At 52.7% G+C, this 22,779-nt stretch carries 21 protein-coding genes; 3 read left to right on the top strand and 18 right to left on the bottom strand.

Annotated elements, in window-relative coordinates; all coding sequences use genetic code 11:
• The first annotated feature begins 239 nt into the window (after positions 1–239).
• Both QEH53_RS07735 and QEH53_RS07730 read left to right on the top strand, forming a co-directional pair.
• A complete protein-coding gene (locus QEH53_RS07735) occupies positions 240–1,802 on the top strand; it encodes a methyl-accepting chemotaxis protein (protein ID WP_309022590.1) in 1,563 nt (520 codons plus the stop codon).
• A gap of 9 nt (positions 1,803–1,811) precedes the next feature.
• Positions 1,812–2,465 (top strand): DUF2490 domain-containing protein, encoded by a 654-nt coding sequence (locus QEH53_RS07730; protein WP_309022589.1) that lies wholly within the window; start codon positions 1,812–1,814, stop codon positions 2,463–2,465.
• Positions 2,466–2,520: 55 nt separating this feature from the next.
• Here QEH53_RS07730 and QEH53_RS07725 read toward each other — a convergent pair whose 3' ends face one another.
• The 18 genes from QEH53_RS07725 to QEH53_RS07640 all read right to left on the bottom strand — a co-directional run bounded on the left by QEH53_RS07725 (position 2,521) and on the right by QEH53_RS07640 (position 22,100).
• Complete coding sequence (locus tag QEH53_RS07725; RefSeq protein ID WP_309022588.1) at positions 2,521–3,768, bottom strand: cell division protein FtsZ; 1,248 nt, start codon at positions 3,766–3,768, stop codon at positions 2,521–2,523.
• Positions 3,769–3,792: 24 nt separating this feature from the next.
• Positions 3,793–5,004, bottom strand: coding sequence for a cell division protein FtsA (gene ftsA, locus QEH53_RS07720; protein WP_309022587.1), 1,212 nt, complete (start codon positions 5,002–5,004; stop codon positions 3,793–3,795).
• A 58-nt stretch (positions 5,005–5,062) separates the two neighbouring features.
• On the bottom strand, positions 5,063–5,959 hold the full coding sequence (locus QEH53_RS07715) for an FtsQ-type POTRA domain-containing protein (protein WP_309022586.1): 897 nt from the start codon (positions 5,957–5,959) through the stop codon (positions 5,063–5,065).
• Between the two features lies 1 nt (position 5,960).
• The gene (locus QEH53_RS07710; RefSeq protein WP_309022585.1) at positions 5,961–6,893 is read right to left on the bottom strand and encodes a D-alanine--D-alanine ligase; all 933 of its coding nucleotides are present in this window, start codon (positions 6,891–6,893) and stop codon (positions 5,961–5,963) included.
• Positions 6,890–9,169, bottom strand: coding sequence for a UDP-N-acetylmuramate dehydrogenase (gene murB, locus QEH53_RS07705; RefSeq protein ID WP_309022584.1), 2,280 nt, complete (start codon positions 9,167–9,169; stop codon positions 6,890–6,892). Before murB ends, QEH53_RS07710 begins: the two co-directional genes overlap by 4 nt.
• The gene (locus tag QEH53_RS07700; RefSeq protein WP_309022583.1) at positions 9,166–10,299 is read right to left on the bottom strand and encodes a UDP-N-acetylglucosamine--N-acetylmuramyl-(pentapeptide) pyrophosphoryl-undecaprenol N-acetylglucosamine transferase; all 1,134 of its coding nucleotides are present in this window, start codon (positions 10,297–10,299) and stop codon (positions 9,166–9,168) included. The genes murB and QEH53_RS07700 overlap by 4 nt, the downstream gene beginning before the upstream one ends.
• Entirely contained in the window at positions 10,296–11,465 is a 1,170-nt protein-coding gene (locus QEH53_RS07695) for a putative peptidoglycan glycosyltransferase FtsW (RefSeq protein WP_309022582.1), read from the bottom strand. The genes QEH53_RS07700 and QEH53_RS07695 overlap by 4 nt, the downstream gene beginning before the upstream one ends.
• A 29-nt stretch (positions 11,466–11,494) precedes the next feature.
• Positions 11,495–12,730: a LysM peptidoglycan-binding domain-containing protein gene (locus tag QEH53_RS07690; RefSeq protein WP_309022581.1), complete on the bottom strand. Its 1,236-nt coding sequence runs from the start codon at positions 12,728–12,730 to the stop codon at positions 11,495–11,497.
• Positions 12,727–14,016, bottom strand: coding sequence for a UDP-N-acetylmuramoyl-L-alanine--D-glutamate ligase (murD, locus tag QEH53_RS07685; protein ID WP_309022580.1), 1,290 nt, complete (start codon positions 14,014–14,016; stop codon positions 12,727–12,729). The genes QEH53_RS07690 and murD overlap by 4 nt, the downstream gene beginning before the upstream one ends.
• The gene (gene mraY / locus QEH53_RS07680; protein WP_309022579.1) at positions 14,013–15,113 is read right to left on the bottom strand and encodes a phospho-N-acetylmuramoyl-pentapeptide-transferase; all 1,101 of its coding nucleotides are present in this window, start codon (positions 15,111–15,113) and stop codon (positions 14,013–14,015) included. Before mraY ends, murD begins: the two co-directional genes overlap by 4 nt.
• Positions 15,107–16,471: a UDP-N-acetylmuramoyl-tripeptide--D-alanyl-D-alanine ligase gene (murF, locus tag QEH53_RS07675; protein ID WP_309022578.1), complete on the bottom strand. Its 1,365-nt coding sequence runs from the start codon at positions 16,469–16,471 to the stop codon at positions 15,107–15,109. Before murF ends, mraY begins: the two co-directional genes overlap by 7 nt.
• Complete coding sequence (locus QEH53_RS07670; protein ID WP_309022577.1) at positions 16,472–17,971, bottom strand: UDP-N-acetylmuramoyl-L-alanyl-D-glutamate--2,6-diaminopimelate ligase; 1,500 nt, start codon at positions 17,969–17,971, stop codon at positions 16,472–16,474.
• 78 nt (positions 17,972–18,049) lie between these two features.
• Positions 18,050–19,852: a penicillin-binding protein 2 gene (locus QEH53_RS07665; protein WP_309022576.1), complete on the bottom strand. Its 1,803-nt coding sequence runs from the start codon at positions 19,850–19,852 to the stop codon at positions 18,050–18,052.
• Positions 19,853–19,858: 6 nt separating this feature from the next.
• Complete coding sequence (locus tag QEH53_RS07660) at positions 19,859–20,236, bottom strand: hypothetical protein (RefSeq protein WP_309022575.1); 378 nt, start codon at positions 20,234–20,236, stop codon at positions 19,859–19,861.
• Positions 20,233–20,436: a hypothetical protein gene (locus QEH53_RS07655; RefSeq protein WP_309022574.1), complete on the bottom strand. Its 204-nt coding sequence runs from the start codon at positions 20,434–20,436 to the stop codon at positions 20,233–20,235. The genes QEH53_RS07660 and QEH53_RS07655 overlap by 4 nt, the downstream gene beginning before the upstream one ends.
• 40 nt (positions 20,437–20,476) lie before the next feature.
• Positions 20,477–21,436, bottom strand: a complete 960-nt coding sequence (rsmH, locus tag QEH53_RS07650) for a 16S rRNA (cytosine(1402)-N(4))-methyltransferase RsmH (RefSeq protein ID WP_309022573.1) — start codon at positions 21,434–21,436, stop codon at positions 20,477–20,479.
• Complete coding sequence (locus tag QEH53_RS07645) at positions 21,417–21,626, bottom strand: hypothetical protein (RefSeq protein ID WP_309022571.1); 210 nt, start codon at positions 21,624–21,626, stop codon at positions 21,417–21,419. Before QEH53_RS07645 ends, rsmH begins: the two co-directional genes overlap by 20 nt.
• 18 nt (positions 21,627–21,644) lie before the next feature.
• Positions 21,645–22,100, bottom strand: a complete 456-nt coding sequence (locus QEH53_RS07640) for a hypothetical protein (protein ID WP_309022570.1) — start codon at positions 22,098–22,100, stop codon at positions 21,645–21,647.
• A 375-nt stretch (positions 22,101–22,475) separates the two neighbouring features.
• Here QEH53_RS07640 and QEH53_RS07635 point away from each other — a divergent pair, with 375 nt between their 5' ends.
• Positions 22,476–22,775: a gamma-butyrobetaine hydroxylase-like domain-containing protein gene (locus tag QEH53_RS07635; protein WP_309022569.1), complete on the top strand. Its 300-nt coding sequence runs from the start codon at positions 22,476–22,478 to the stop codon at positions 22,773–22,775.
• The last annotated feature ends 4 nt before the right edge of the window (positions 22,776–22,779 follow it).

Genomic DNA, 22,779 nt, shown 5'->3' with positions numbered 1-22,779 from the left:
TCTAAAGAGCGAAGACGATTCGCCAACAAAGCGGTGCAAAATCTGTCCGGCGGGAACAGTCTTTATCAGCGGGCCTGGTTAATTAAGGCTAACTCCCTAGTTTAGGGAGCTCAAAATTCCTAGAGTAGGTAAAAAGGGTACAAATTGCACGAGTAGTAGCCCTCAAGCCTCAAGGCTGTGCTACTTATCTCGATGTCCGGAAATCAGTCCATCGATTGAAACGAACGCACGCTATCCAAATGAAATTGACTTTCGCCAAAAGAACAACGCTCGCCTTTGCGTCCCTCACTATCTTGGGGCTCATCATCGGAGGTGTGGGAATCGCAACCAAAAAATCCATCCTTCAAGACTTACAGCTCTTTTCGCAGAACGTTCTCGATGCGACGGACCACCTACTCCAGCTCGATCGCGACTTACACCAAGCCTACATTGCCCAGCTCATGTTCGCGAACAGTAGCCCGGAAGAATTTGAAGGTCTGACAATTGTAACCAACGAAAACCTCGGTCAGGTTGAAACTCGCTGGGCAGGATTCAAGAAATCGGCCGCCCCCTATACGACTCCACGCATCAAAGAGATTCAATCCAAGTTTGAAGAGAGATTCGACAGGTGGAAGCAGTCGGCCCACTCGGCGCTTCGCCAACTAAACAGCTCCGACCCATTACAGCAGGCTGCTGGAACGGCCTTCGCCAGTGGACCTGCTCTTAAGGACTTCGACAGCGCCCGAGAACAAATAGATATACTAACAGAGGTGTTAGAAAAAGAGTCAGCGAGGATAAGGGAAAACGCTCAGTCCACAGCCAACAAAGGTGAGTGGGCCATACTGGCGACCATTTTCGTGAGCTTGATTATCGGTGCGCTTGTGAATTGGAAAATTGGATACGCCACGGCGAACAAACTTAAAATTATCGCAAGCAATATTGCTACCACCGCCTTCGAAACCGCTGAAACCACTTCTCAAATTAGCGACAGCAGTCGACGTGTAGCGGAAGGAGCGTCCGAGCAAGCTGCTTCCCTAGAGGAAACCAGCGCCTCCCTTGAAGAGAGTGCCGCCACCATCCAAAGTAGCGCCACAGCCGCCCAGCAAATTAAAGACGTATCTGCCGAGACCAATGCCGCCGCCCAGCAAGGAAGCTCTGAAATGAGGACCATGATCGAGGCGATGCAGCTGATTGCGGATTCGAGCTCCAATATAGCCAGTACCTTGAAAACGATCGATGAAATCGCATTTCAGACAAATATACTCGCCCTTAACGCCGCTGTGGAAGCCGCTCGCGCTGGCGAAGCCGGAGCCGGCTTTGCCGTAGTAGCCGACGAAGTACGCGCCCTCGCTCAGCGTTGTGCCAAAGCCGCCCGCGAAACTTCCGACCGCATCGAGGAGTCGACACAACGAAGCGAAGCAGGAATCCGCACCAGCGAACGCGTTGCTGAGGTTTTGGAACGCATCTGTAGTAAAGCATTCGAGATGGACGAGCTCATGAGCAACATGGCCACCTCTGCACAAGAGCAATCAGCAGGTATCACTCAGCTCAATACAGCCCTCACACAAATGGATCAAGTGACTCAAACCAACGCAGCTTCCGCAGAGGAAACTGCTAGCGCCACCGTCCAACTCGACCAACAAGCAGGCAAACTTCATCAAATGGTGGAAGAGCTTTCCGAATTGCTGGGTACTGAATCTTCATATAGGCATCATTCGAAGAAAGCAGCGAGTCCACTCCGCACGAGTGCAAGCGACGACTCCTGGAACTTTGACGAAACTCAACGCTCTAACGCCTCCCTCTCTACAACCACTTTCAATTAGTCGAACGGCATGAAAAATGTACTCATCACAATCGCATGCATTTGCCTTCTTCCAATCGCGTACTCTAGCGAGGGAACAGACCTATGGTTCACGGTGAATAGCTCGTCCAAGAATGTTGGAGACAACACCAAAACCAAGACTCACTTCGAAATTCGTCTACCTGATTTTGAAGAGATCGGATACTTCAGAGTTTCTCAAAAGTTCAACACAAACATTGGACAGAATTGGTCGCTCGGAACGCATCCCGTAGTCGAATTCAGCAAGCAAGGAGACGATTGGAACAACACCTATAGATTCGATCTAGAACTCAATCCAGCCAAGTTCACGTTAGGCGAAAATGGACCTTCTATCAGCATGCGAAACCGCTGGGAACTCCGGTGGAAAGAAGGAAAAGGTAGTGAGATTTTTCATCGCGTCCGCCATTCGTCTAAAGCGACGTGGAAGATAGACACGGGCCCCTTCACCTCGTTTACCATAGGTGACGAAATTTTCTACGAAGCGGACAAAGGCAAAATCACTAAGAATCGCTTCTACCCGGTCATGCTCGGTTCCAAGCTCGGCGCCCACAATATCAACTACTACCTTCTCTACGATAGCTCTCGTCAAGGAACCTCCGACAACTGGAATGGACGCTACATCGTCGGCTCCTCGTTGAGTTTCTAACCCAATTTCGCTCGGGAACGCCCAAACTCCATTATAGATTCTCGCGGGCGGTATTTTACAGCACGATCTTAACGCCACGGCGCAGATAGGTCGGGGAGTCGAGGTCTTGCCCTTCGAATAACGTTCCATCTGAGTTTTCGAACTCCCCTTTCGGATCACCCTCGGAAAAGGAAAACTCCTCCTGCGACGCAGCCTTACTGCTCTTGTGGGTTACGGGACGATCAGGCGGCGAACTCGCTCGCGGAGCGGTTTCCGTCTTTTCAACCTGAGGAGCTTCCTTCGCCTCTCGCGAATTCTGAATCCGCGGCTTTACTATCTTGGTGAACGGAATGCTGCTAACCTCGCTGGTTCCGAGAATACAGATCTCAACCGAGTCGCCCAAGTCTTCGTCGACAACCGCACCCATCGTGATATTGGCATCAGCTCCGAATTCCTCCGATACCGCTTCCATAATCATCTGCGTATCGGCGATGCCGATACGAGTGCCGCCGACGATGTTGACGAGCAACTGGTCCGCTTTCTTGGAAAACTCCGGAGTATGCAACAAAGGACAAAGCTTCAAGTCCGCCACCGCCTCCACCGCAGCGTTCTCTCCGTCGCCAGCCCCCAGACCAAATAGCGTTTTACCTGCCTTCTTCGCTAACATCTGGCGGAGTTGAGCGAAGTCCACATTGATCATGCCCGTCTTGTTCATCATGCACCAGATCGAGCGAATCGCCTTCTCGATCCAAGCATCTGCCTTGGCAAAGGCATCGAGAAGCGAAGCATCTGGATCTGATTCTTGGATCAATAAGTCGTTGGGCAGAGGCACCACTGCGTTGCAAGTGTCGCGCAATCGTTTGAGCCCTTCCTGAGCCACATTTCCCCTAGCTGATCGCTCGATCGTAAAAGGTAGTGCAACAAAAGCGATCACGATAGCGCCGCTTCTCAGAGCTTGCTCCGCGATAACGGGAGCCGCTCCCGTACCAGTTCCGCCACCTAGGCCGGCCGTGATGAAAAGGAGATCGACATCTTCCACCAAAGCATCGATCGCATCCAGATGCTTCAACGCCGCCTCTCGGCCGACTTCTACATCTCCACCCGTTCCCAATCCACCTGTCACAGATTTCCCGATACAGAGCTTATTGACAATGGGTGAATCCGCAAGTGCCTGTTGATCTGTGTTTATCGCAACCAACTCTACTCCAGACACTTGAGAAAGCATCAAGCGATCGACGATGTTTGATCCAGCACCCCCTACTCCAATCACTTTCATTCGGATTTCGGAGGATTCGTTTGGCTCGTCGTTTGTGAGATCGCTCATCGTTAATGGGTCGAAATTGCGTGCCTATACTTTTTGAAACAGGCTCTTTAGTCGGCCAAAAATGCTGCTCTGCCTATGCTTGGCGTAGCTTTTTTCGCTCTGATATTGCAGACCGTAGTGTAAAAGACCTAGTGCTGTGCTGTACTGCGAATCTTTCAGTTCACCTGAGGCCATCGCTGCATTGTTTCCGACGTGTGCTTGAATTCCAAATACGTTTTCCGCGCACTGGTCGATGTTCGCCAAATTACTGGTACCACCCGATAGGATTACCCCAGATGAAATCCTTTCCGGCAAATACTGGGCGCCGAGCTTCTTACGGACCACCTCGAAAATCTCACTCACACGTAGTTCGATTATTTTCTCGATGCTCCAGAGCGGAATGGGGCGGTCTCCAATTTCAAAGTCGTTATTCAGCCAAACCTTCTCGGTCTTATCCTTATGCTCTACGATCGCGGAACCATATCTCAGCTTCAGACTTTCCGCCTGTTTCAGCCGCATACGTAGGCCAATGCTTAAGTCGTTGGAAATATGGTCGCCTCCGATGGGAAGGCAGCCAGCTTTTATACAACGCCCATCAAGAAAAAGAGCGTAGTCGGTGGTTCCCCTTCCGATGTCGATGACCAAGGCTCCGCTCTTTTTTTGGTCAGTAGTTGCTACCGCCGCACTACTCGCCAAACCAGCCAGCACGATATCGTCCACGTGAAGGTTGAAGCCGTTTATGATGTGAATCGCGTCCCCGATCTTGCGGGAATCACCATGCATGGTCCAGTAACCGACTTCCAGTCGCTCCCCTTCCATGCCTACAGGTGACTCGACACTTCGACCATCGAGCCGGTAAGGACGCCGTAAGTGATGGATAGTAGTACGGTTTTCCGGCAGCTCTCGACCTTGGGCTAATGAACAAGCCTGTTCCACATCCTCTGATTGAACGCGGCCGTCCGGATCAGTGATATTGACGGACGCTTCGCTAGGGAATCCTTCGATATGCCCGCCCGTTTGAGCTAGGTATACTCCGTCGATAGAAACCCCAGCCTGGCTCTCCGCCGCCAAGATCGCAGCGTGCACGCAATCGCTAGCTAAGTGGTAATCAACGATTTCCCCTTTAAGAAGGCCTTTTGAAGACGACTGACCAAGGCCGATAACATTGAGTTTCCGTCCTTCATGGATCTCTCCAAGAAGCACCGTCACTTTGCTCGTCCCAATATCAACTCCTGCGATTACTTTCGTCTTGTACACCTTGCTTTGACCGTACGGCTGACGGTTTCTCGAATTATTTCAACCCGATACTGCGAGCCTATAGGAATCTTACTGGCACCTGATCTTCCAGGGTCAAATCTACGCTTGCGATTTCGCCTCTTCGCTTACTTCTACAATCGTCTAAGATGTAATCCAAACGCCCTAGTTGATTTCGAAAGTCCGCATAGCGATCGAAGACGACCTCCTTCGCGGCACGGCCTTTGGTAATCAAACGATCGTGACGCTCCAAAGAAACGATCCGCCAAGCGTTGTAAATGTGGGGAGCGACCGTTTGAGCTTCGGATAGCAGCTCCGCCAGCGGCCGGATACCTTCAATTCTAGAATAGCCAAATTCTTCCTTGGAAAGAGTTACTCCGTCCAAGAACGGTAACGTCCGAGCAACCTTTGGGTCCATATGTTCAGATTCGAATACGTAACCCTCTTCGTCTACGAAAAGCTTGAGCGTCTCTCCATTTGCACGCTGCGCCAAAATTCGGACAATCGGCTTCCTTTCCTTGATGCGTACTTCGAGCGCATCCGGGAAATGCCGGGAAACGACAGCGCTTCGCACCTGCCCGATCAGCTCGATACGCGCTTTCATCGCATCCAGATCCACGCTCAGTAGGTTTGCATTTTCGGGCACGTCCAATTGGCGCAAAATATAGTCCTGCTCCAAACTACCATCCGACTCTACATCGATCACCTGAATCGGCATGGACTCGCCCGCCTTGGTCAAAACCTCGGGTCCGCCCTCCAATCGAGGCAAAAAGTGCAGCGCCGCAACCAACACGCACACAAACAGAAGAGCCGCTCCCGTCACCTTGATGCGCCCCATCCAAACACGGCGTTCCGAGGCCGAGCTCATAGCCTTTGGCTTAACGCTTTGGTCGATGTCTTTCCACGTATTTGCTTTACGCTTACGTCGACTTGAGGATGTGGGAGTACGGGCCGCCATTTTAGCTAGAAGAATTGCCGTTTCTATACCTCAACAATGCCGGTTCTACAAGCTTTTGCAGTAGTTCGTCGAAATTGTATCCAAAAAGCGCCGCTGACATGGGCAAAAGACTCGTTTCCTTGAGTCCAGGGAGGGTATTGATCTCCAGAAAGTAGGGATTCTCGTCAGAATCCACCATACAATCAATGCGAGCGTAATCCCTGCAACCGCAGGCTTCGAAAGCACGTGTAGCCAGATTCCGGATGCGCTCGCTCAGTTCCGGGCTGATTACTGCCGGGGCGATGTATTCAGTCATCCCTTTCGTATACTTGCTGTCATAATCGAAACGACCGCTCTTGGGTCGAATCTCTACCACCCCTAAGGCCTCGCCATTCAACATGCCCACTGTCACTTCCTTGCCAACAATGCGCGGCTCTACTAGCCAGCGACCCGTCCTGCACTTATCAAGGCAATCTGCTATCTCCACTTCTCCCTCTGCAAAAAGCAATCCGACGCTGCTACCTTCCGCCACTGGCTTCAGCACCACCGAAGGGCCAAATACGGAAACGATCGTATCTGCCAGGGGAACTTCCGAGGCATCGAAAACGATTTCCGCAGGAACCGGCACACCCGCCGCAGCGAGCTTCGCCTTGGTTGCCACTTTGTCGAAAGTCAAAGCGCTGGACGCAGCATCGCACCCAGCGTAGTAGACGCCAGCCTCGTCCATCAGCCTCTGGGCTCCCCCATCTTCGCCAAAAGAACCGTGCAAGGTTGAAAAAACGACATGCTGTGCTGGATCCAGCCCCTCTGGCAACTCCGAGTAGGACTGCACATCGAAAAGATCTACCTCGAACTGTTTAGCTAAGGCCGCAGCAGCAGCCTTCCCAGAACCAAGCGACACCTCTCGCTCGGCTGAAATCCCTCCAAATAAAACAGCTATTCTCGGCGTCTTCATTTCAATGCTTCCTCCCAACTTGATCCAAACAACAACACCTCGGGATGCAGGTCTACTCCCTTTCGCTCCGAGGCCACCTTACGCGCAAACTTCACGAGCTCGATCACGTCCGCGCTGCTCGCGCCCCCTCGGTTTATGATAAAGTTTCCGTGGACCGAGCTAATTTCAGCTCCTCCGACGACAGCTCCCTTCAGTCCGAGTTCATCGATCAAGCGTCCTGCCGAGTCTCCCTCTGGATTCTTAAAAATGCACCCCGCACTCGGCTCCCGTGGCTGCGATTCCTTCCTCTTGTTTTGGTAGGTATCGATCGTGCGGCGAATTGCCGCCTGAGTCCCGTCGCTTTTCTTCGAAACGAAGATTGCATCGATCGCGATCGCCGTTTCGAGTTCTCGACAGTATCGGTATCCAAAATCTAGATCTCCCTTTCGGGCTTCCAGAATATCGCCCTCCAGGCTCACATATCGGATCGACTCCACGACATCGAAAACCCAGCCGCCCATGGCGCCGGCGTTCATTCGCAAAACTCCCCCCAAACTCCCCGGAATGCCTTCTAAGAATTCGAAGCCCTCTAAACCCACCTTCGCCGCTTGACCGCAAAGAGCTTTGATCCTCATCCCCGCGCCCAGGCGAGCCCGGCCCTCGCCCAAAAGCTCGAAGCGGCTCCAATATGGATGACTAAGACGTATCACCAATCCAGATACACCGCGATCTGAAACCACAAGATTGGAACCACGTCCTATCGGGCGAATAGCGATCCCTTCTTTTCGACAAACCTTCAAAGCGGTCACAAGTTGAGCAAGCGACTCTGGCTCGAAATACCGCTCCGCCGCGCCTCCCACCCGCATTGTAGTTTTGTTGGCCATAGGCTCGTCTGCGCGAATTGAAGTCGTAAAGCTGGAGACCGATGCCAAGGCTCGATTCACTTGTCCCCATCGAGTGTCCGACGCCGCGAGGGATTCGCTCAAGCGTTTCGCAAGCTGATCACCTACCCCTGCTCCGAGAAATAGAATCCGAACCTGCCCCTGTTGCACTCTGGCCAGCAATGTCGAAACTGGGTCAACCACACTCGAGATAAATATAACTCGGTCGTTCAACTTTCGACACGCTTGGTAAAGGTCCTGTCCCGTTCCACCTACGAGCCGTTGTTCACTCGCTGGGTACACATCCAACAGCACGAGCTCTTCGCAATCGGATAAACTGTTGGCGAACTCCGCTTTCAGCTCGCGGGTACGCGAATAACGATGCGCCTGAAAAACAACGACAGTCTGCCACCCTTTCAAAGCACCGATGCTATCCAAGACGGCATCGATTTCGCGCGGATGGTGAGCGTAGTCTTCGAATACTTGCACGTTCGGGCTGTTGTACCAGCAACGCTGGCGACGCTTGACCGGATTGAACTCAATAAGTTGACCTGCCCCAATTTTCGCTCCCATCGCCTCCGCTGCAAGAAATGCAAAGGACGCATCCATCGCATTCATGAGACCGGTTCGGTTGATGGACAATGTATCCAGTTCTGTAGCACCCGAGAAGCTCAATTCCGTCCAAGAGGAACCTGAAGTTTTCAGGGACAATTCAATTGCTCCACCTTCACCCACTGTCGATACAGAAACACTCGCGGAATCGCCGAGCTTATCACTCAAGGAAGACTGCAAAAATACGCTTCTCTTGGTTCGCGCGATTAAGCGGGAGAATGCGGCAAAGTAATCATCCTCCGTGCTGTAGCGAGCATGATGGTCATGATCGACATTCAGGATCACCGTTAATTCTGGATGAAAACCTTCGATCGTTCCGTCACTCTCATCGATTTCGGCAACCAGCCAGTCCCCAGCCGAAAATCGACTTGGCGGAAGCCGATCGAACTGAGCGCCCATGAGATATGAGAAATCTGTTCCGAATTGATTGAGTATATCAATCAACATGCCGCAGGTCGTCGTCTTCCCATGCGATCCTGCAATCGCGACCAGCTTCTTTTCTTTCGCTACCAAAGCCAAACACTCGCCGCGACGCAAACAGGGTTTGCCCTGCGTTTCCGCGTGAACCCGAACCGAATGGTTAGGAGATATAGCTGAGGAATAAACGACAGCACCCTCTCCCTCTTCTTCATATACACACAGCGATATCCCAAACTCCTCAAGTATTGCGCGGTTCTCTGCATTAAGAGCGTCGTCTTCGGCGCTCACGCGATGCCCCGCCGCCGCTAGATAAATAGCCAACGGTAGCATGCCAGCGCCGCCCGCGCCCAAACAATGAATACGCTCTGGCAACCCGTCGATCATGTGCGCAATCGTTGTTCTGTCCGAGCGGCCATGCTTAATCCGTTTCCAGAGACGATGCGCTCCAGGTCATTAGCCATGAACGATCTCACATCGGCCCGATCCGCTAATTCGAGATTGTGACGAAACTTCTGCATCAACCATTCGTTGAACAATACGTCTTGGACTTCCTTGAGCAAATCACCGATGTAGTCTTGCGACATGTGAATTCCACATCCCAGCGATTCAAAGTTCTTAGCGTTCTCCACTTGGTGGTCGTCTGCGGAAAATGGAAACGGTATCAAAATCCCTGGAGCTCGGCAACGCATCATCTCGGCAATACTGCCTGCACCTGAACGGGACACGACCAAATCCGCCGCAGACAAGACCGTGGCCATATCATCGGAAAAACGACGAAACAAAGATCTGACCACCGTGCCCTTGGGCGATTTGAAAGTCATGGAGCTATCGGCTTCCGTACCACCACCTGTTAAGCAAAAGACTTGTACCTCCTTTTGGGCGAGAATTGGCAAGCTAGCCTTGACCCACTTGTTAAGCGACTCCGCCCCTTGGCTTCCTCCCATGATGACTAGAAGATTGAGCCGCGGGTCTAAGCCTAGTTTTCGTTTCGCTGCCGACTTAGACTGGCTAACAATTTCGTTGCGCACTGGCATCCCCACATAGCGGATACGGCTGCTGCGTTTCGTTCGCACCGATACACCCTTTGGCAAGTAGATACGTCGAGCAAACCAACTAACGATACGCGTCACCCGCCCAGCGACTCTGTTCGCCTCGTGGATTACCGTTGGCAATCCTGCCAAGAAACCTGCCAACATCGCAGGCATAGAAAGAAATCCACCAAACCCGATTACCACGTCTGGCTTTTTGGCATGTATCATACGAGTGCACTTGATCGTACCGCGTACGAGACTAATCAAGAAAAGGACTAGCCGGTTTGGGCGTATGGAAAACGGTCGACCATCCACTGTCTCGTAATCGAAATCCCGATACTTTTTTACTAACCGAGAATCAACCTGTTTGTTGCTGATGAGTAGCGTACAATTCCAGTTCCTAGAAGTCAGCTCTTCCGCCAAAGCAATTCCCGGAGACATGTGTCCTCCCGTGCCGCCACACGCTATGATCGCTCGCTTCATCCTTCGATGTCCTTAAGTTTACGCTTCGACTGCTGGAGCACAGGACCTCGCCAAGCAAGGCTCGTGTTTAGAATAATGGCCACAAAGACCCCCATGGTCAGGTAGTTTGAACCTCCGTAGCTGATGAAAGGAAGCGGAAGTCCAGTGGTTGGCAACACCCCAGTAACGACTCCTAGGTTAAGAATCGATTGTACTGAAATCATCAATACACAACCGGCTGCAAGGAGATATTGGTAGGTATTGGGAGCGTTCCGGATATGCATAACACCGGCGATGAAGAGAACGCCGTAGATCGTTACTACTGCGAGCGTTGCGACCATCCCCAGTTCCTCGCCGATGATCGCGAATATAAAGTCATTGTGCGCTTCGGGTAGAAAGCTTTGCTGCTGACGCCCGTTGCCCAAGCCGACCCCATCGATACCGCCTGCCCCAAATGCGAGCAAGGCTTGCCAGCCCTGGTAAGCATCGCCTGCCTTCTCCGCTTCCATGTTCCAGAAAGCAGTCAATCGACTCCAACGCTCTGCGTCATTGTAGATCAAGGCTACCACGCCTGAGAATCCTAAGAGCACAGAAGGAACCAAGTATACCAAACGAACTCCCGCCAAATAGAGCAGACCTACAGCCACCATCACATAAATGAGGGCTGTTCCAAGGTCGGGCTGGGCAATCACTAGAGCTATGTAAACTCCCATACCAATTCCGGGGTAGATGAAGCCCCGCAAAAAGGTCGTATTCTCGGAGCGTATTGAACTGAAATAGTGAGCTGCAAAAAATACGAAACTCACCTTGGCTATCTCCGCGACCTGGAAGCCAATGGGCCCCATTCTAACCCAACTCCTACTGCCGTTGATGGTCGTCCCTATTCCCGGTACAAATACCAAAAGCAGGACGCCAATCCCCAGGAGGTAGCCCACCCAAATAAAACGGCGAATCCAATCAAGATTCACCAACATCAATATCAAAGCTACCAGTAGCGTAATTCCTACCCAAATTGCTTGCTTCTCAATAAAGAAGTACGGCGAGCCTTTGTTAATGTGTAGACTCGCACTAAAGAGAATGGTTATTCCCAGCACCGTCAACAAGGTCGCGCATACCAAAACAACAAGCGCTGGATTCAGTACGCCACTCGCTCCTACATGAGATTGCTTCTTACTCTTCTTCGCCATACCGCTGTAGTGGGAAGGATACTACAGGGCTATTCTGAGATTTGGATCAATGGCTGATCGTCCAAATCCTCTTCGCCAAAAGCCTCGTCAAGCGTCGGCAAGGGCTCGGAACTTTCACGGGGCAATTCCTCTAGGGTGGGCAAACTTCGAGTCGACGTCGAATTAGACGGCCGAGTCGTTTGAGGGCGAGCCGTCACGCTCGGTTCAGGTGTACGAATACGCGATTGGCCTTTTTCCGGAATAAGCAAAGTCTGTCCGATACGAATCAACCGAGGATTGCTGATATCGTTAATCTCCATCAACTCCGCAACGCTTACACCGTAGATCGCTGCGTACTTATCGAGCGTGTCCCCCGCCTCGACTGTGACCTTCGGACCTCGATGTTGCTTGGAAACGAGTGCCTCGCTGCTTGTACGAGTCGGTATGACCAATTCCTGCCCAACGCGAATCACGTCGTTACTTAATCCATTTGCAGCCTTCAGCTCTGCTACTGTTAAACCTTGGCGGGATGCGATGCGGGAAAGAACATCGCCCGACTTAACCGTATAAATTGACCCATTGACTGACTTGGGTTGAGGCGGCGCGTTCGTCGCGGCGGACTGGTAAGCTGTTGAGGAAGAATCCGGCGTGCGCGGGATACTGATCGTTTGTCCAGTGCGGATGTTAACAGTTAGGCCCGGATTTACAGCGGTGATGTCTTTCACATCAACATTGAAACGCTGGCCTATTCCCCAAAGGCTGTCGCCATTCTGTACCTTGTATTCGATTGTTTGAGACAAGCCTGATGTTGGAGCAACCGACGAATAAGAAGGATACAAGTCGTCATTAGGTTGGTTAAGCGGCTGCAGGAATTCGTCGTCTCGGTCGGTCGTCGCAGAAGGGTTAGGCTGGCTAGCACCACTACTTTTAGTGCCCGACGAACTGGGACGACGTGGCGCGAAACGTCCGCTCGAAGAAGCCGAATTGTTTGCCAGCATCACCGGCCTGCCATCGCCTGCGTTGTAGCCGCTGAGGTTACCGGCACGTGAATCGAAAAGTGTGCTCGAAGACGCGTCGACACTAGGGACGATTGCGGAAGGGCTTTGACTGGACCAAGTTCCCACTCCGGCTAGAGCTACAGAATCCCCACTAGGCTGATCGCCAAAATTTGTTACGAGGTAAGTTCCTCCTATGATCACGAGATGGGCTCCCGCTATCAAAATAATGCGGCTCAAAGTCTGGGCGCGCTTGCTCGATTCGAGGGTTTTGTACGCTGATAGTTTCATAGGTCTGACAAATGGCTGATGGCTCTCCTAAATGCTTCCCCACGCTGTGAATAGCCGTCGAACATGTCGAGACTCGCAAAGCCTGGGCTTAATAAAATATTTGTACCGGATTCTGCGACGGCGCTAGCACCCGCCACTGCATCGTCCAAGTCTTCGTAGACACGAACCCTCACGCCATGCTCCTCAAAAGCCGGCGCTAATTTAATAGAAGTCTCTCCTATGAGGTGCGCCGAGTGGATTCTTGGGGCGATTTTCGCCACAAATCGTGGTAAATCCCCCCCTTTGTTTTTACCACCGCCGATCCACACCACCGGATTCTCGAAACGTTTCAACGCTCCGTACACCGCATGAAAGTTGGTAGACTTAGAATCGTCCCAATACGAGACACCATTACGGTTCTCGATGAGCTCCATGCGGTGCGGGCTCTTCTTAAAATTGTTAGCAGCCTCGATGAGCTCGCCCTCATCCAAGCCCATCCTCAACCAGAGAGCGCGGGCAATCAGGTAGGTGTTTCGCTCGGGTAATGTTTCAAAAATCGTCCCCGTCACACCGAGCTCGGCCGCACTCAGACTGTTGTCTACCAGGCCATCTTCAGGCAGCTCGCGTCCGAATTCTTTGCCGAAAGATAACACGCTATCGTCAAATAGGAGGACATCACCTCGCTGCAACTTCACCAAAGTGTATTTGCTTTCGAAATACGCCTGCAATGACTTATGACGATCGAGGTGGTCTTCATCAAAATTCGTCCAAAGAAGCGAATCCGCATGCAGATACTTGGTCAGTTCCGCCTGAAACGAGCTCACCTCGCAAACGGCAACCGCTTCCAAATTGAAGTCGTCTGCGATCAAGCTAGAGATTGGTCGCCCAATGTTGCCGCAGGCGTAGGCTTCGATGCCAGCGCTGCTGAAGGCAGATGTGAGAAATTCCGTCAGGGTGGTCTTTCCGTTGGTGCCGGTGATTACCACGATCGGTCCCCTCCAGAGGCTAGCGCCAAGGTCGAGTTCCGGGATGATCTCGCAACCCGCCTCGCGGGCAGCTTGCAACCATGGGTGGTCAATCGCGAAACCTGGACTGCAGACAACAAGTCCAAACTTCCGAGCCGCCTCGACCCCGAAAGAACGCATTGACTCAGTTTCGGCTCGCTCGTCGAAAACATGGCATTCGCATCCCAAGCCCTCAAGCAAAGCACTCGCCGCTTGTCCGCTGGAAGCGCGACCAAGAATCGCGACAGGCGAATCCAAACGCTTTCTGAGCCACTTGGGCAATAGTGTCGAATGTGTGCTCACCTAAGTTTCAAGGTCCCCAGTCCCGCAATCGCAAAAATGAGCGATAGTATCCAAAACCTAACGACAACCTTAGATTCTGCCCAACCTTTCAATTCGAAATGATGATGAATCGGCGCCATGCGAAAGATTCGCTTCCCGGTCATTTTGAAGGAAGCGACTTGTAAAATGACGGACATCGCTTCCATGACGAAAATTCCGCCCACGATTATCAAAGTCACAGGTTGGTGCACCATAAAGGCGACTATACCGATCAAGCCGCCGAGAGCAAGCGATCCAGTGTCTCCCATGAAGACCTCCGCGGGGTGCGTGTTGAACCAAAGAAACGCAAGACCCGCTCCTACCAAAGATCCGCAAATAACTGTAAGCTCCCCCACCCCAGGGACAAAGGAGATCAGCAAATAATCCGAGATGATTGCATTGCCCGCCGCATAGGCCATCACCGCGTAGACTAGGGCCACTGATATCGTACAGCCAATGGCCAAGCCATCGACTCCATCAGTCAAATTTATCGCATTGCTCGAGCCTACGAGTACGAAGAATAGAAACATGAAGAGAAACCAAAGTGGCATGGAGACCCAAACAGCATCCTTGAAAAACGGTAGCCACAACTCCCTAGTAAGCGCGGCGCTCTCCGGGTTGTTGACTAGGATAAGGAGGGCAACGATCGTGGTGACGCTCTGCCACATAAGCTTGAAACGAGAACTGACGCCCTTACTGTTTCGCTTCGAGACCTTCAGAAAATCGTCCATGAAGCCCAAGCCCGTCAGGCTGACATAAACCAGCAGAGCGGTAAGCACCCAAACATTCCACTGAGCCCAGAGTAGACAGCTAGAAGTCACACTAAGACAGATGAGCAACCCACCCATAGTCGGGGTGTTTTTCTTACCTTCGTGCAGCTCTGCCAGTTTTCCGACTTCGCTCTTGTCCCGCAAACTTTGCTGAAAACTGAAGGAACGAAGCTTGGCGATGACCCAAGGGCCCAACATGTATCCAATCAACAATGACGTTCCCGACGCGAAAAGCGTCCTCAAGGTGATGAAACGCAGCAAACGGAACGGTCCGAAGTATTCTTCGTATTGTGCTAGATAGCTTAACACGAAACGCCTCCCTTCAAATATTCGAGAGCGGACTCTAATCGATAACGGCGACTGCCCTTCAAAAACAGGCTGCCCGCGAAACCAGCAAGGCGATCCTTAGCCTCCCCTACCGATGCAATTTCAAAGCAATTTCCTGTATCGCGTCCCACGTCCTTCATACCTCGCAACACGCTCTTGGCTTCGCTCCCAATCACAAGCAGGAAATCTTGTTTTCTAACAGGAAAATCCCGGCCGAGTTTCTCGTGCCAGATCGAGGATTCCGTACCGAGCTCTTCCATACATCCGAGCAGGAAAAGCCGCGGCTTTTCCTCAGGTGTTTCAGCGACGAAGGTCGCCAATGAATCCTTCATCGAAATCGGGTTCGCATTGTAGCAATCGAGGAAAATAGAGGTCTCGCCCAGTTCCCGCCACTCGTTGCGCATTGCGGATGGTTTCCAATCCCGAAGCGAATTCGCGATGTCCCTTGAGGGTACACCAAGTGAGAACGCAGCAGCTACCGCTAGAGCTACATTCGAAGCTAATCCAGCTCCTGAACCACTGTATCCAAATTCATGTACAGCACCGGCAATCCGTTGACGAAAACGCGTTTTGCCAGCTTCCGTACGAAAGTCGAAAGACCAGTCCCCCGACAACCCTGCATCGCGCCGAACCACCACCGCACTTGGGCAACGGATTTGCGGCAGGTAAGGCTCTACCGTCTCGCCAACGAAAGCTCCCTGCAGCTTTTTGCCCTGCAGCAACTTCCCTTTCTCGACAGCCACGTTTTCAACCGTCCCGAGATCTTCAAGGTGAGCCGCCCCTATCGCCGTGATGATTCCCAAATTCGGGGCTATCGCTCGGGCGAGTGCCTGCATCTCACCAGGTTCAGAAATACCTGCTTCCAAAACCGCGTACTCTGCGTCTGTTCCCTTTGGGCGAAGGATGCTGACCGGCACTCCGATCAAATTATTGAGATTGCCTTCTGTACTGAGCGTTTCGCTTTGCGACAGCAAACAAGCGAGTACTTCCTTGCAGGTCGTCTTGCCACAGCTTCCAGTGATGCCGATCACCTGGGCTTTCCAAGTAGAGCGAAACCCTCGAGCAGCATCGATGAGAGCTTTCGAAACATCGGCTACCACGAGTTGAGGCAAATCTACCTCCTTCCGGTAGCGATCTACAATTGATCCGGCCGCGCCTGCCGCTTTCGCAGCATTTAAGAAGTCATGCCCATCGCGGGCGGCCGTGCGCAATGCTACGAAAAGTTGGCCGAGCTTCAACTTGCGCGAATCGAAGCTGATAGCCGTGACCTCCGATGGCACCCCACTTTTCCATTCACCGGAGGTCCAATTTGCAAGAGCGACTGGGTCGATGCTAGCCACTCAGACTCGACCTCCTAGCTGCATGTTCTGGATCAAATCCAAAGCTACCTTCCTGTCGTCAAAGGGTACCACAGTCTCACCGTACTCTTGAAAAGACTCATGGCCTTTGCCCGCGATCAGAAGGCAGTCGCCCGCCTTCGACGCTTGCAAGGCGAGCTCGATCGCGCGTCGCCGATCGCCGACGAAATGCACGCGCGTCGGATCGACGAGCCCTTCTTTCATGTCCGCAAAAATGTCTTCGATCTTCTCGTTGCGCGGATTGTCGGAGGTCGCCCACGCTTCGTCCGAAAGCGTATTTGCCACCCTCGTCATGATAGGACGTTTGCCGCGATCTCGATTCCCGCCGCAGCCGAACACGACCCGCAACTTCCCTTTCGTGACTCCACGAAGCATACTCAAGGCATTCTCCAAAGCGTCCTCGGTGTGGGCGTAGTCTACCAACACGCTCGCCGACTGGCCAGCGTCCACCTTTTGCATACGTCCGGGTATACCCGAAAACGAATCCAAATCCTTTATACAATTCTTTATGTTCAAGCCGAGCCCGCCACAGATAGCCAAAGCCGCCAAAGTGTTGCTAACATTGTAGTCGCCCACCAAGGAGGTCTTCACTTCGTATTGACCATCCGGACAATCTAAAACGAAACGCGTCTGTTCTGCACTTAGCTCGATCGAACTCGCCCTAAACGTAGCATCCTCGGATTCGCCAAAAGTGATGGTCGCCACAGCATCGGGAATTTCGGGGATCAATCGCTTCCCGTATTTGTCGTCGATATTAACCACTGCGACCTTCGGCAGCTTCCCGTTCTCACCATTAAACATGCCACGCTTGACCGCGTAATAAGACTCCATGTCATTGTGGTAGTCGAGGTGGTCACGAGTCAGGTTGAGAAAGGCCGCGACTTCGAACCTTAAACCGCTAACCCGATGCTGATTCAAACCGTGCGAGCTCACTTCCATCACCGCTCCCTTGCATCCAAAATCGCGGGCTTGGCTGAGCAAATCGCAAAGATCAAGCGACTCGGGCGTCGTGCGAAACGAGGGAACAGTGCGACGAACAAGGTCGTACCCGATAGTACCCAAACAAGCGTAAGGCTGGCCTAGGTTCGCCATGATCTGCTTTACCAAATAGGAAACCGTAGTCTTGCCGTTGGTGCCGGTGACTCCAGCGAGCTTCAGGTCTTTGTCCGGCTTTTTGTAAAAAGTACGAGCGACAGAAGCGAGTATTAGCCTCGGGTTCTCGACGGTCACGTAAGCGACCTTTGCACTCCTGAACCGACGCGGCTGCGAAGAAATAACTGCCACCGCTCCTCGAGAAATGGCCTCATCTACGAATGAGTTTCCGTCCGAGCGCAGACCTGGCAGGGCAAAAAAGAGCGACCCGGGGGTAACCCGGCGGCTGTCGATCGCCAGCCGCTCGATTTTTGGATCCGGCTGGCCTTTAAGGACTTTCGAGAAATCCGCTCCGAGCAACTTGCTTAACTTTTTCGCTTTGATTTGCATCGTTTGATGTACACTCACTGAGCTATTGGACCCTGCCGCGGAAGACCTGTTTCGCGGAAGCACAGCTAACACGAAAATTCAGTTCCCTCCCGAGCTGAAGTTAGCGCCTTCTGCGTGAGCGTAGCCAGAGGCTCTCGGGACAGGACTGATCGCATAGTGGGGGATCAACTTCTTGGCAATTTCGCGAAAAGACGGTGCCGCCACGATGCCCCCGTACCCAAGTCCTCCAGTGGAGGGGCGTCCTCCATCCACGATAACCGTGATCACCACCTGCGGGTTGTTCGCGGGAAAAAAACCTGTAAACGAACCCACGTGCTGCTGAGTGGAGTAGCGTCCGTTGACGATCTTTTGAGTCGTACCCGTTTTACCCGCAACTCGGTAGCCTTCCACCATCGCTCGGCGAGCGGTTCCTCGCTCGGAAGCTGCCTCTTCGAGGAGCGTCGTTACCGTACGAGCAGTGCTGCGCGAAAATACTTTGCGCTTCGGCACAGGCCCGAACTCTACCACCTTTTCTCCTTCGTAGTTGGTAATCGCTGCGACCACTCGAGGCGTCATCAAGACACCGCCATTGGCCAAGGTCGAAGTCGCCATGTGGATCTGGATCGGGGTGGCCGCGATGGAGTGCCCCATCGTCATGCGCGAAAGCGTCAGGCGATCCCATTTGTTAGGCGGATTGAGGATACCTCGGGATTCGACTCCTAAATCGAGTCCGCTGTATTCGCCAAATCCATACCGCTCTACCCATTCATAAAAATTCTGTCCACCGAGCCTAAAGCCGAGATGAGCTGCCCCGCGATTCGAGGACTTGGAGATAACCTCCCCTACCGTTAAAATGCCCATCGCATGATCGTCTCGAGGAAGCTTCACCCGGTAACCATCCGGCATGACCGCTATGGACTGAGCACAGTCAATTTGCGTATCCACATTGACTACACGTTCTTCCAATGCCGCAGTCGCAGCTACGATCTTAAACGTAGAGCCGGGCTCTAAGATGTCTGTAAGAGCCCGGTTCTTTCGGGATTCGTCATCAGACTTCGAATACGCGTTTGGATTGAAACTCGGATAGTTTCCTAGACCCAGAATTTCACCTGTAAAGGGATCGGAAACGATGATCGTCGCCGCTTTGGGATGATAATTGTTTACAATTTGATGCAGCTCTTTCTGCACGACGTCCTGAACGTAGGAATCGATCGTTAGCACGACGTTGAGACCATCCGTTGAAGTCACTTGGCGGCGGCGGAACTGGGCCATTTCGCGGCGGCCCACTCCAATCTCCGTTTCTGTCCAACCCTCTTCTCCACTGAGATAGTAGTCAAACTCCCGCTCTACTCCCATAGCGGCCTGTCCATCTTTGCGAACGAAACCAATCACGTGTGAAGCGAGGTCGCCTTGCGGATACTCGCGTTCGTAACTCTTAGTGCTAGTGACACTACGAATTCCGAGTGCCTTTAGAGCTTCAAAGGACCGCGGCTCAACTCTGCGTTTGAGCAATTTCCAGCGAGGGTCGAGCGATTTCACGTCAACAGGAAGACGACCCTCAGAAACACCAAAAGCCTCTCGGACGTGAGAAACAGGAAGGCCTAAATTCTTAGCGATTTCGGGGATGCGAGCAAGGTCAGTACTCTTTATTTCATGACGATCAACCCCTACTTCTAGAAAGATGTGACTGGTCGCGAGAATCTCTCCGTTGATGTCGAAAATATCTCCTCGACGCGGCATCTCTCGCAAAACGCGAAAACGGCTGCTCTCAAGCTCATCTACCAGCTCAGTGCTCTTGAAAGCGTGCAATTCGACCAAGCGGTACCCTATCGCTCCGTAGCCGAAGAGAAAGAAAAGAGCGAGTATCCAAAATCTGAATTTAGTACCGGGGCGGCTTGCCATCTGTCGTTAGAAGCGCGCTGCGGTAAGCATCGAATTCGACTGCTTTTCGTAGAGACGCTTCGTGGGGTCTTCCAAGACATGAACGATCTGGCGTTCGGTTGGCAGACGAAGTCCGAGACCGTAGGCATTGTTTAAAGCCTTCAGTTGGTCGCGAGTCGTCTTGCGTGCGATAACGGCGCCGAGTTCGGCGATATGGCGCTTCTGCTCGGAAATATCTGTGTAGAGAGACTTGTTCTCGTTCGCGAGAACGGCGGCTTCGTGACGCAGGTATACGGTCCCCAAGCCAAACATTCCGACAAACAAAGTGAAAGCGAAAGTCAGCCAGATAATTCGGTTTAAAATAGAAGGGGTACGGGATGTATTCCGAGTCTTGCGTTTGCTCATGATGCCTCTAGCGCCAGCTCCCTATCGCGGGAAGGGATCTTGTAGACGCGTTCAAAGGGTTTGAAAGAGATGGTGGGGGATATCGAGCCGACGCTCGCCTCTTGGCGGCAGTCGAAAGAGCCAGCTCCAAAGGAGCTGCCTAGGCTTAAGGTGACAATTTGTCGGTTCAGCACCGACTGAAGCGTGGTTGAATTTCTCATTATCCTGCGACTCTGTAGCGTTAGCGTATTCATTATTTTGTTACTTTATCTTTCTCAAAACGCGGAGCTTCGCTGAACGACTCCGCGGGTTTTCGGCGACTTCCTTGTCACTAGCCGTTATTGGGCGCTTGCCGAGAAGCTCGCAGAGCGTCTCGCGCATGTCCTGAGGGCGGTTATCCCGCGAGCCTTCCGGCCTTCCCGCCCAACGTCGAAAAAGGACTTTCGCTACGCGGTCTTCCAACGAGTGGAAACTGATCGCGCAGAGGATTCCTCCGATCTTGAGCTGGTTGAAGGCAGCGGGCAGTCCGCGTTCGATCACGCCTATCTCGTCGTTGATCGCTATCCGGATACCTTGGAAAACCTTGGTTGCCGGATGCAGCTTAGAAGAAAAACGAACCCTCGCTGGAGTGCAGGATAGGATAAGATCAGCGAGTTGTGTGGTGGTGCTGAGTTCGTTTTTTTCCCGGGCCGCAAGGATCGCATCGACGATTTTGCGCCAGTTCTTTTCTTCCGCGTATCCGCGAATCGCGTGTATCAATTCCGCTCGATCGGCTGTGGCGAGCCAGTGAGCAGCGGATACACCCGCTTCAGGATTCATCCTCATATCGAGAGGGGCTTCTCCACGGAAAGAGAATCCTCGGTCGACCTCGTCCAACTGGAAGGAGCTAACTCCAAAGTCGAAGAGGATCCCGTCGAAGGGACCTTCCTCAAGCTGGTCGAGGGTTTCGAAATTCATTCGGTGAAAACGGAATCGATCACCGTAGCGCTCCTTGATCTCAGCAGCGCGAGCGACCGCTTGCGGATCTTGGTCGAGTCCTACCACAGTGCAGTCAGCAGCATTGAGCACGAGCTCAGTGTGCCCCCCTCCTCCGAAGGTGCAGTCCAGGTACAAGCCACCGTCGCGTGGAGCGAGGTGCTCCAGCGTCTCCGCCGCAAGTACTGGTACATGTCCTTCCATGATGGGGGCGATGCCGCCTAGACTATCGATCGCTGAAATCACTGTTAAGGTTGCGAGCTGCCACGCGTGGCAGCTTGTATTCAAAATCCCATGTCGAGCAGTGGCGGATATTCCCGCGGCCGAAAGTGCCGCCCACCCCGAGATAGCGCCCGGCACCCGGAGCAAGCTTCTTGCGCGGGGCAAGCCCCACTGCATCCATTATGTTCGAAAGTATTGATTGGCGGTCTTTCATGCGTCTACGTCTCCCTTGTTAAATTCCAGCGAGCTTCATGATCTTGCCCATGTCGTCGTTGTTGGCTTTCGGGTCGACTCCGGCCCAACGCTCTGGCGACCAGATGCGGAAGTCTGTCAAACGACCAACAACCATGACCTCCTTGGTGATCCCTGCATGCTCGAGCAAGTCCTCGGTGAGGTTTACGCGTCCTTGCTTGTCACAGCCAAAGGAGTGCGCCTGCGAAAATAGCTTATCCTGAAGCGTCGCCATCTCCTCGTCGCTCAAGCTCTGCGACTCGATGAGCTCCATCAGCTTTTCCACGCGAGAGGGGGGAAGCACGTGAATAGAACCCGTACCTGGGTCTGGGAATGCCAAATAGACGTCCTCCGTATCCCCGTCAAAGCGCCACTTCGAAGGAATCGTAAGACGATTCTTCGAATCAAGGTTTCGTTGGTGTTTGCCAACGAAAATTGGTCTGCCCAAGGCGCTCATTAAAATTTGTTTCCGGAAGTTCTGTGAAAAACTTCCCCAAAGCTCCCCACTTTCCCCCACTTTTCAATTAAAATCCTCCACATCAGGCCATTTTTACTATCCACATGTTATTCACAGCCTATTCCTTGACACTGGATTTACATTTCGGGGTGTTTTCCGTCTGTGCAGAGGGAAAATGGCTCCCTTCAGGTTTTCCGGCTCCGCAAAGCACGCGGCTTATCAACCGTCCAAAAAGCGCGGTTTTGGGCGGCATTTCAGGCTCCTCCGCAAACGATGTGAATAACTCGCGAACAAGTGTAATAAGTCCGCCTCGAACAGCGCCTCTGAGCTTGCTTGGAAACGCCCGACTGCCTATCCCGTTCCCACACACATCCCATGACGCCTCCGAAAAATATTCAGCTCATCGGCAACGAGCTCGCCCTTATCTGGGCAGACGGCTCCGAATCCTACATTAAGGCTCCAATTCTACGCGCCGCCTCTCCAAGCGCCGAAACCGCCGGCGAACGTGATATCCTCGGCGTCTTGCACGGTGGCGAGCACGGCAAGAACTACTCTAACGTCGAGATCCTCAGTTGGCAGTTCGTCGGAAACTACGCCATTCGCTTCAAGTTTTCAGATGGCCACGCTACCGGGCTTTACAGCTACGAGCTCCTCAAGCAACTCGGAGAAGGTTAGAAAC

This window comes from Pelagicoccus sp. SDUM812002 (genome assembly GCF_031127835.1).
Lineage (GTDB): Bacteria > Verrucomicrobiota > Verrucomicrobiia > Opitutales > Opitutaceae > Pelagicoccus.
Note: the sequence above shows the minus strand (reverse complement) of the source record. Positions and strands in the feature narration are given on the sequence as shown.

What these genes read in the sequence shown, in the direction of transcription:
- QEH53_RS07735 (WP_309022590.1), top strand. Translation starts at nt 240, where the DNA reads ATGAAATTGACTTTCGCCAAAAGAACAACGCTCGCCTTTGCGTCCCTC.
- QEH53_RS07730 (WP_309022589.1), top strand. Translation starts at nt 1,812, where the DNA reads ATGAAAAATGTACTCATCACAATCGCATGCATTTGCCTTCTTCCAATC.
- QEH53_RS07725 (WP_309022588.1), bottom strand. Translation starts at nt 3,768, where the DNA reads ATGAGCGATCTCACAAACGACGAGCCAAACGAATCCTCCGAAATCCGA.
- QEH53_RS07715 (WP_309022586.1), bottom strand. Translation starts at nt 5,959, where the DNA reads ATGGCGGCCCGTACTCCCACATCCTCAAGTCGACGTAAGCGTAAAGCA.
- QEH53_RS07710 (WP_309022585.1), bottom strand. Translation starts at nt 6,893, where the DNA reads ATGAAGACGCCGAGAATAGCTGTTTTATTTGGAGGGATTTCAGCCGAG.
- murB (WP_309022584.1), bottom strand. Translation starts at nt 9,169, where the DNA reads ATGATCGACGGGTTGCCAGAGCGTATTCATTGTTTGGGCGCGGGCGGC.
- QEH53_RS07700 (WP_309022583.1), bottom strand. Translation starts at nt 10,299, where the DNA reads ATGAAGCGAGCGATCATAGCGTGTGGCGGCACGGGAGGACACATGTCT.
- QEH53_RS07695 (WP_309022582.1), bottom strand. Translation starts at nt 11,465, where the DNA reads ATGGCGAAGAAGAGTAAGAAGCAATCTCATGTAGGAGCGAGTGGCGTA.
- QEH53_RS07690 (WP_309022581.1), bottom strand. Translation starts at nt 12,730, where the DNA reads ATGAAACTATCAGCGTACAAAACCCTCGAATCGAGCAAGCGCGCCCAG.
- QEH53_RS07670 (WP_309022577.1), bottom strand. Translation starts at nt 17,971, where the DNA reads ATGCAAATCAAAGCGAAAAAGTTAAGCAAGTTGCTCGGAGCGGATTTC.
- QEH53_RS07665 (WP_309022576.1), bottom strand. Translation starts at nt 19,852, where the DNA reads ATGGCAAGCCGCCCCGGTACTAAATTCAGATTTTGGATACTCGCTCTT.
- QEH53_RS07660 (WP_309022575.1), bottom strand. Translation starts at nt 20,236, where the DNA reads ATGAGCAAACGCAAGACTCGGAATACATCCCGTACCCCTTCTATTTTA.
- QEH53_RS07655 (WP_309022574.1), bottom strand. Translation starts at nt 20,436, where the DNA reads ATGAGAAATTCAACCACGCTTCAGTCGGTGCTGAACCGACAAATTGTC.
- QEH53_RS07645 (WP_309022571.1), bottom strand. Translation starts at nt 21,626, where the DNA reads ATGAAAGACCGCCAATCAATACTTTCGAACATAATGGATGCAGTGGGG.
- QEH53_RS07640 (WP_309022570.1), bottom strand. Translation starts at nt 22,100, where the DNA reads ATGAGCGCCTTGGGCAGACCAATTTTCGTTGGCAAACACCAACGAAAC.
- QEH53_RS07635 (WP_309022569.1), top strand. Translation starts at nt 22,476, where the DNA reads ATGACGCCTCCGAAAAATATTCAGCTCATCGGCAACGAGCTCGCCCTT.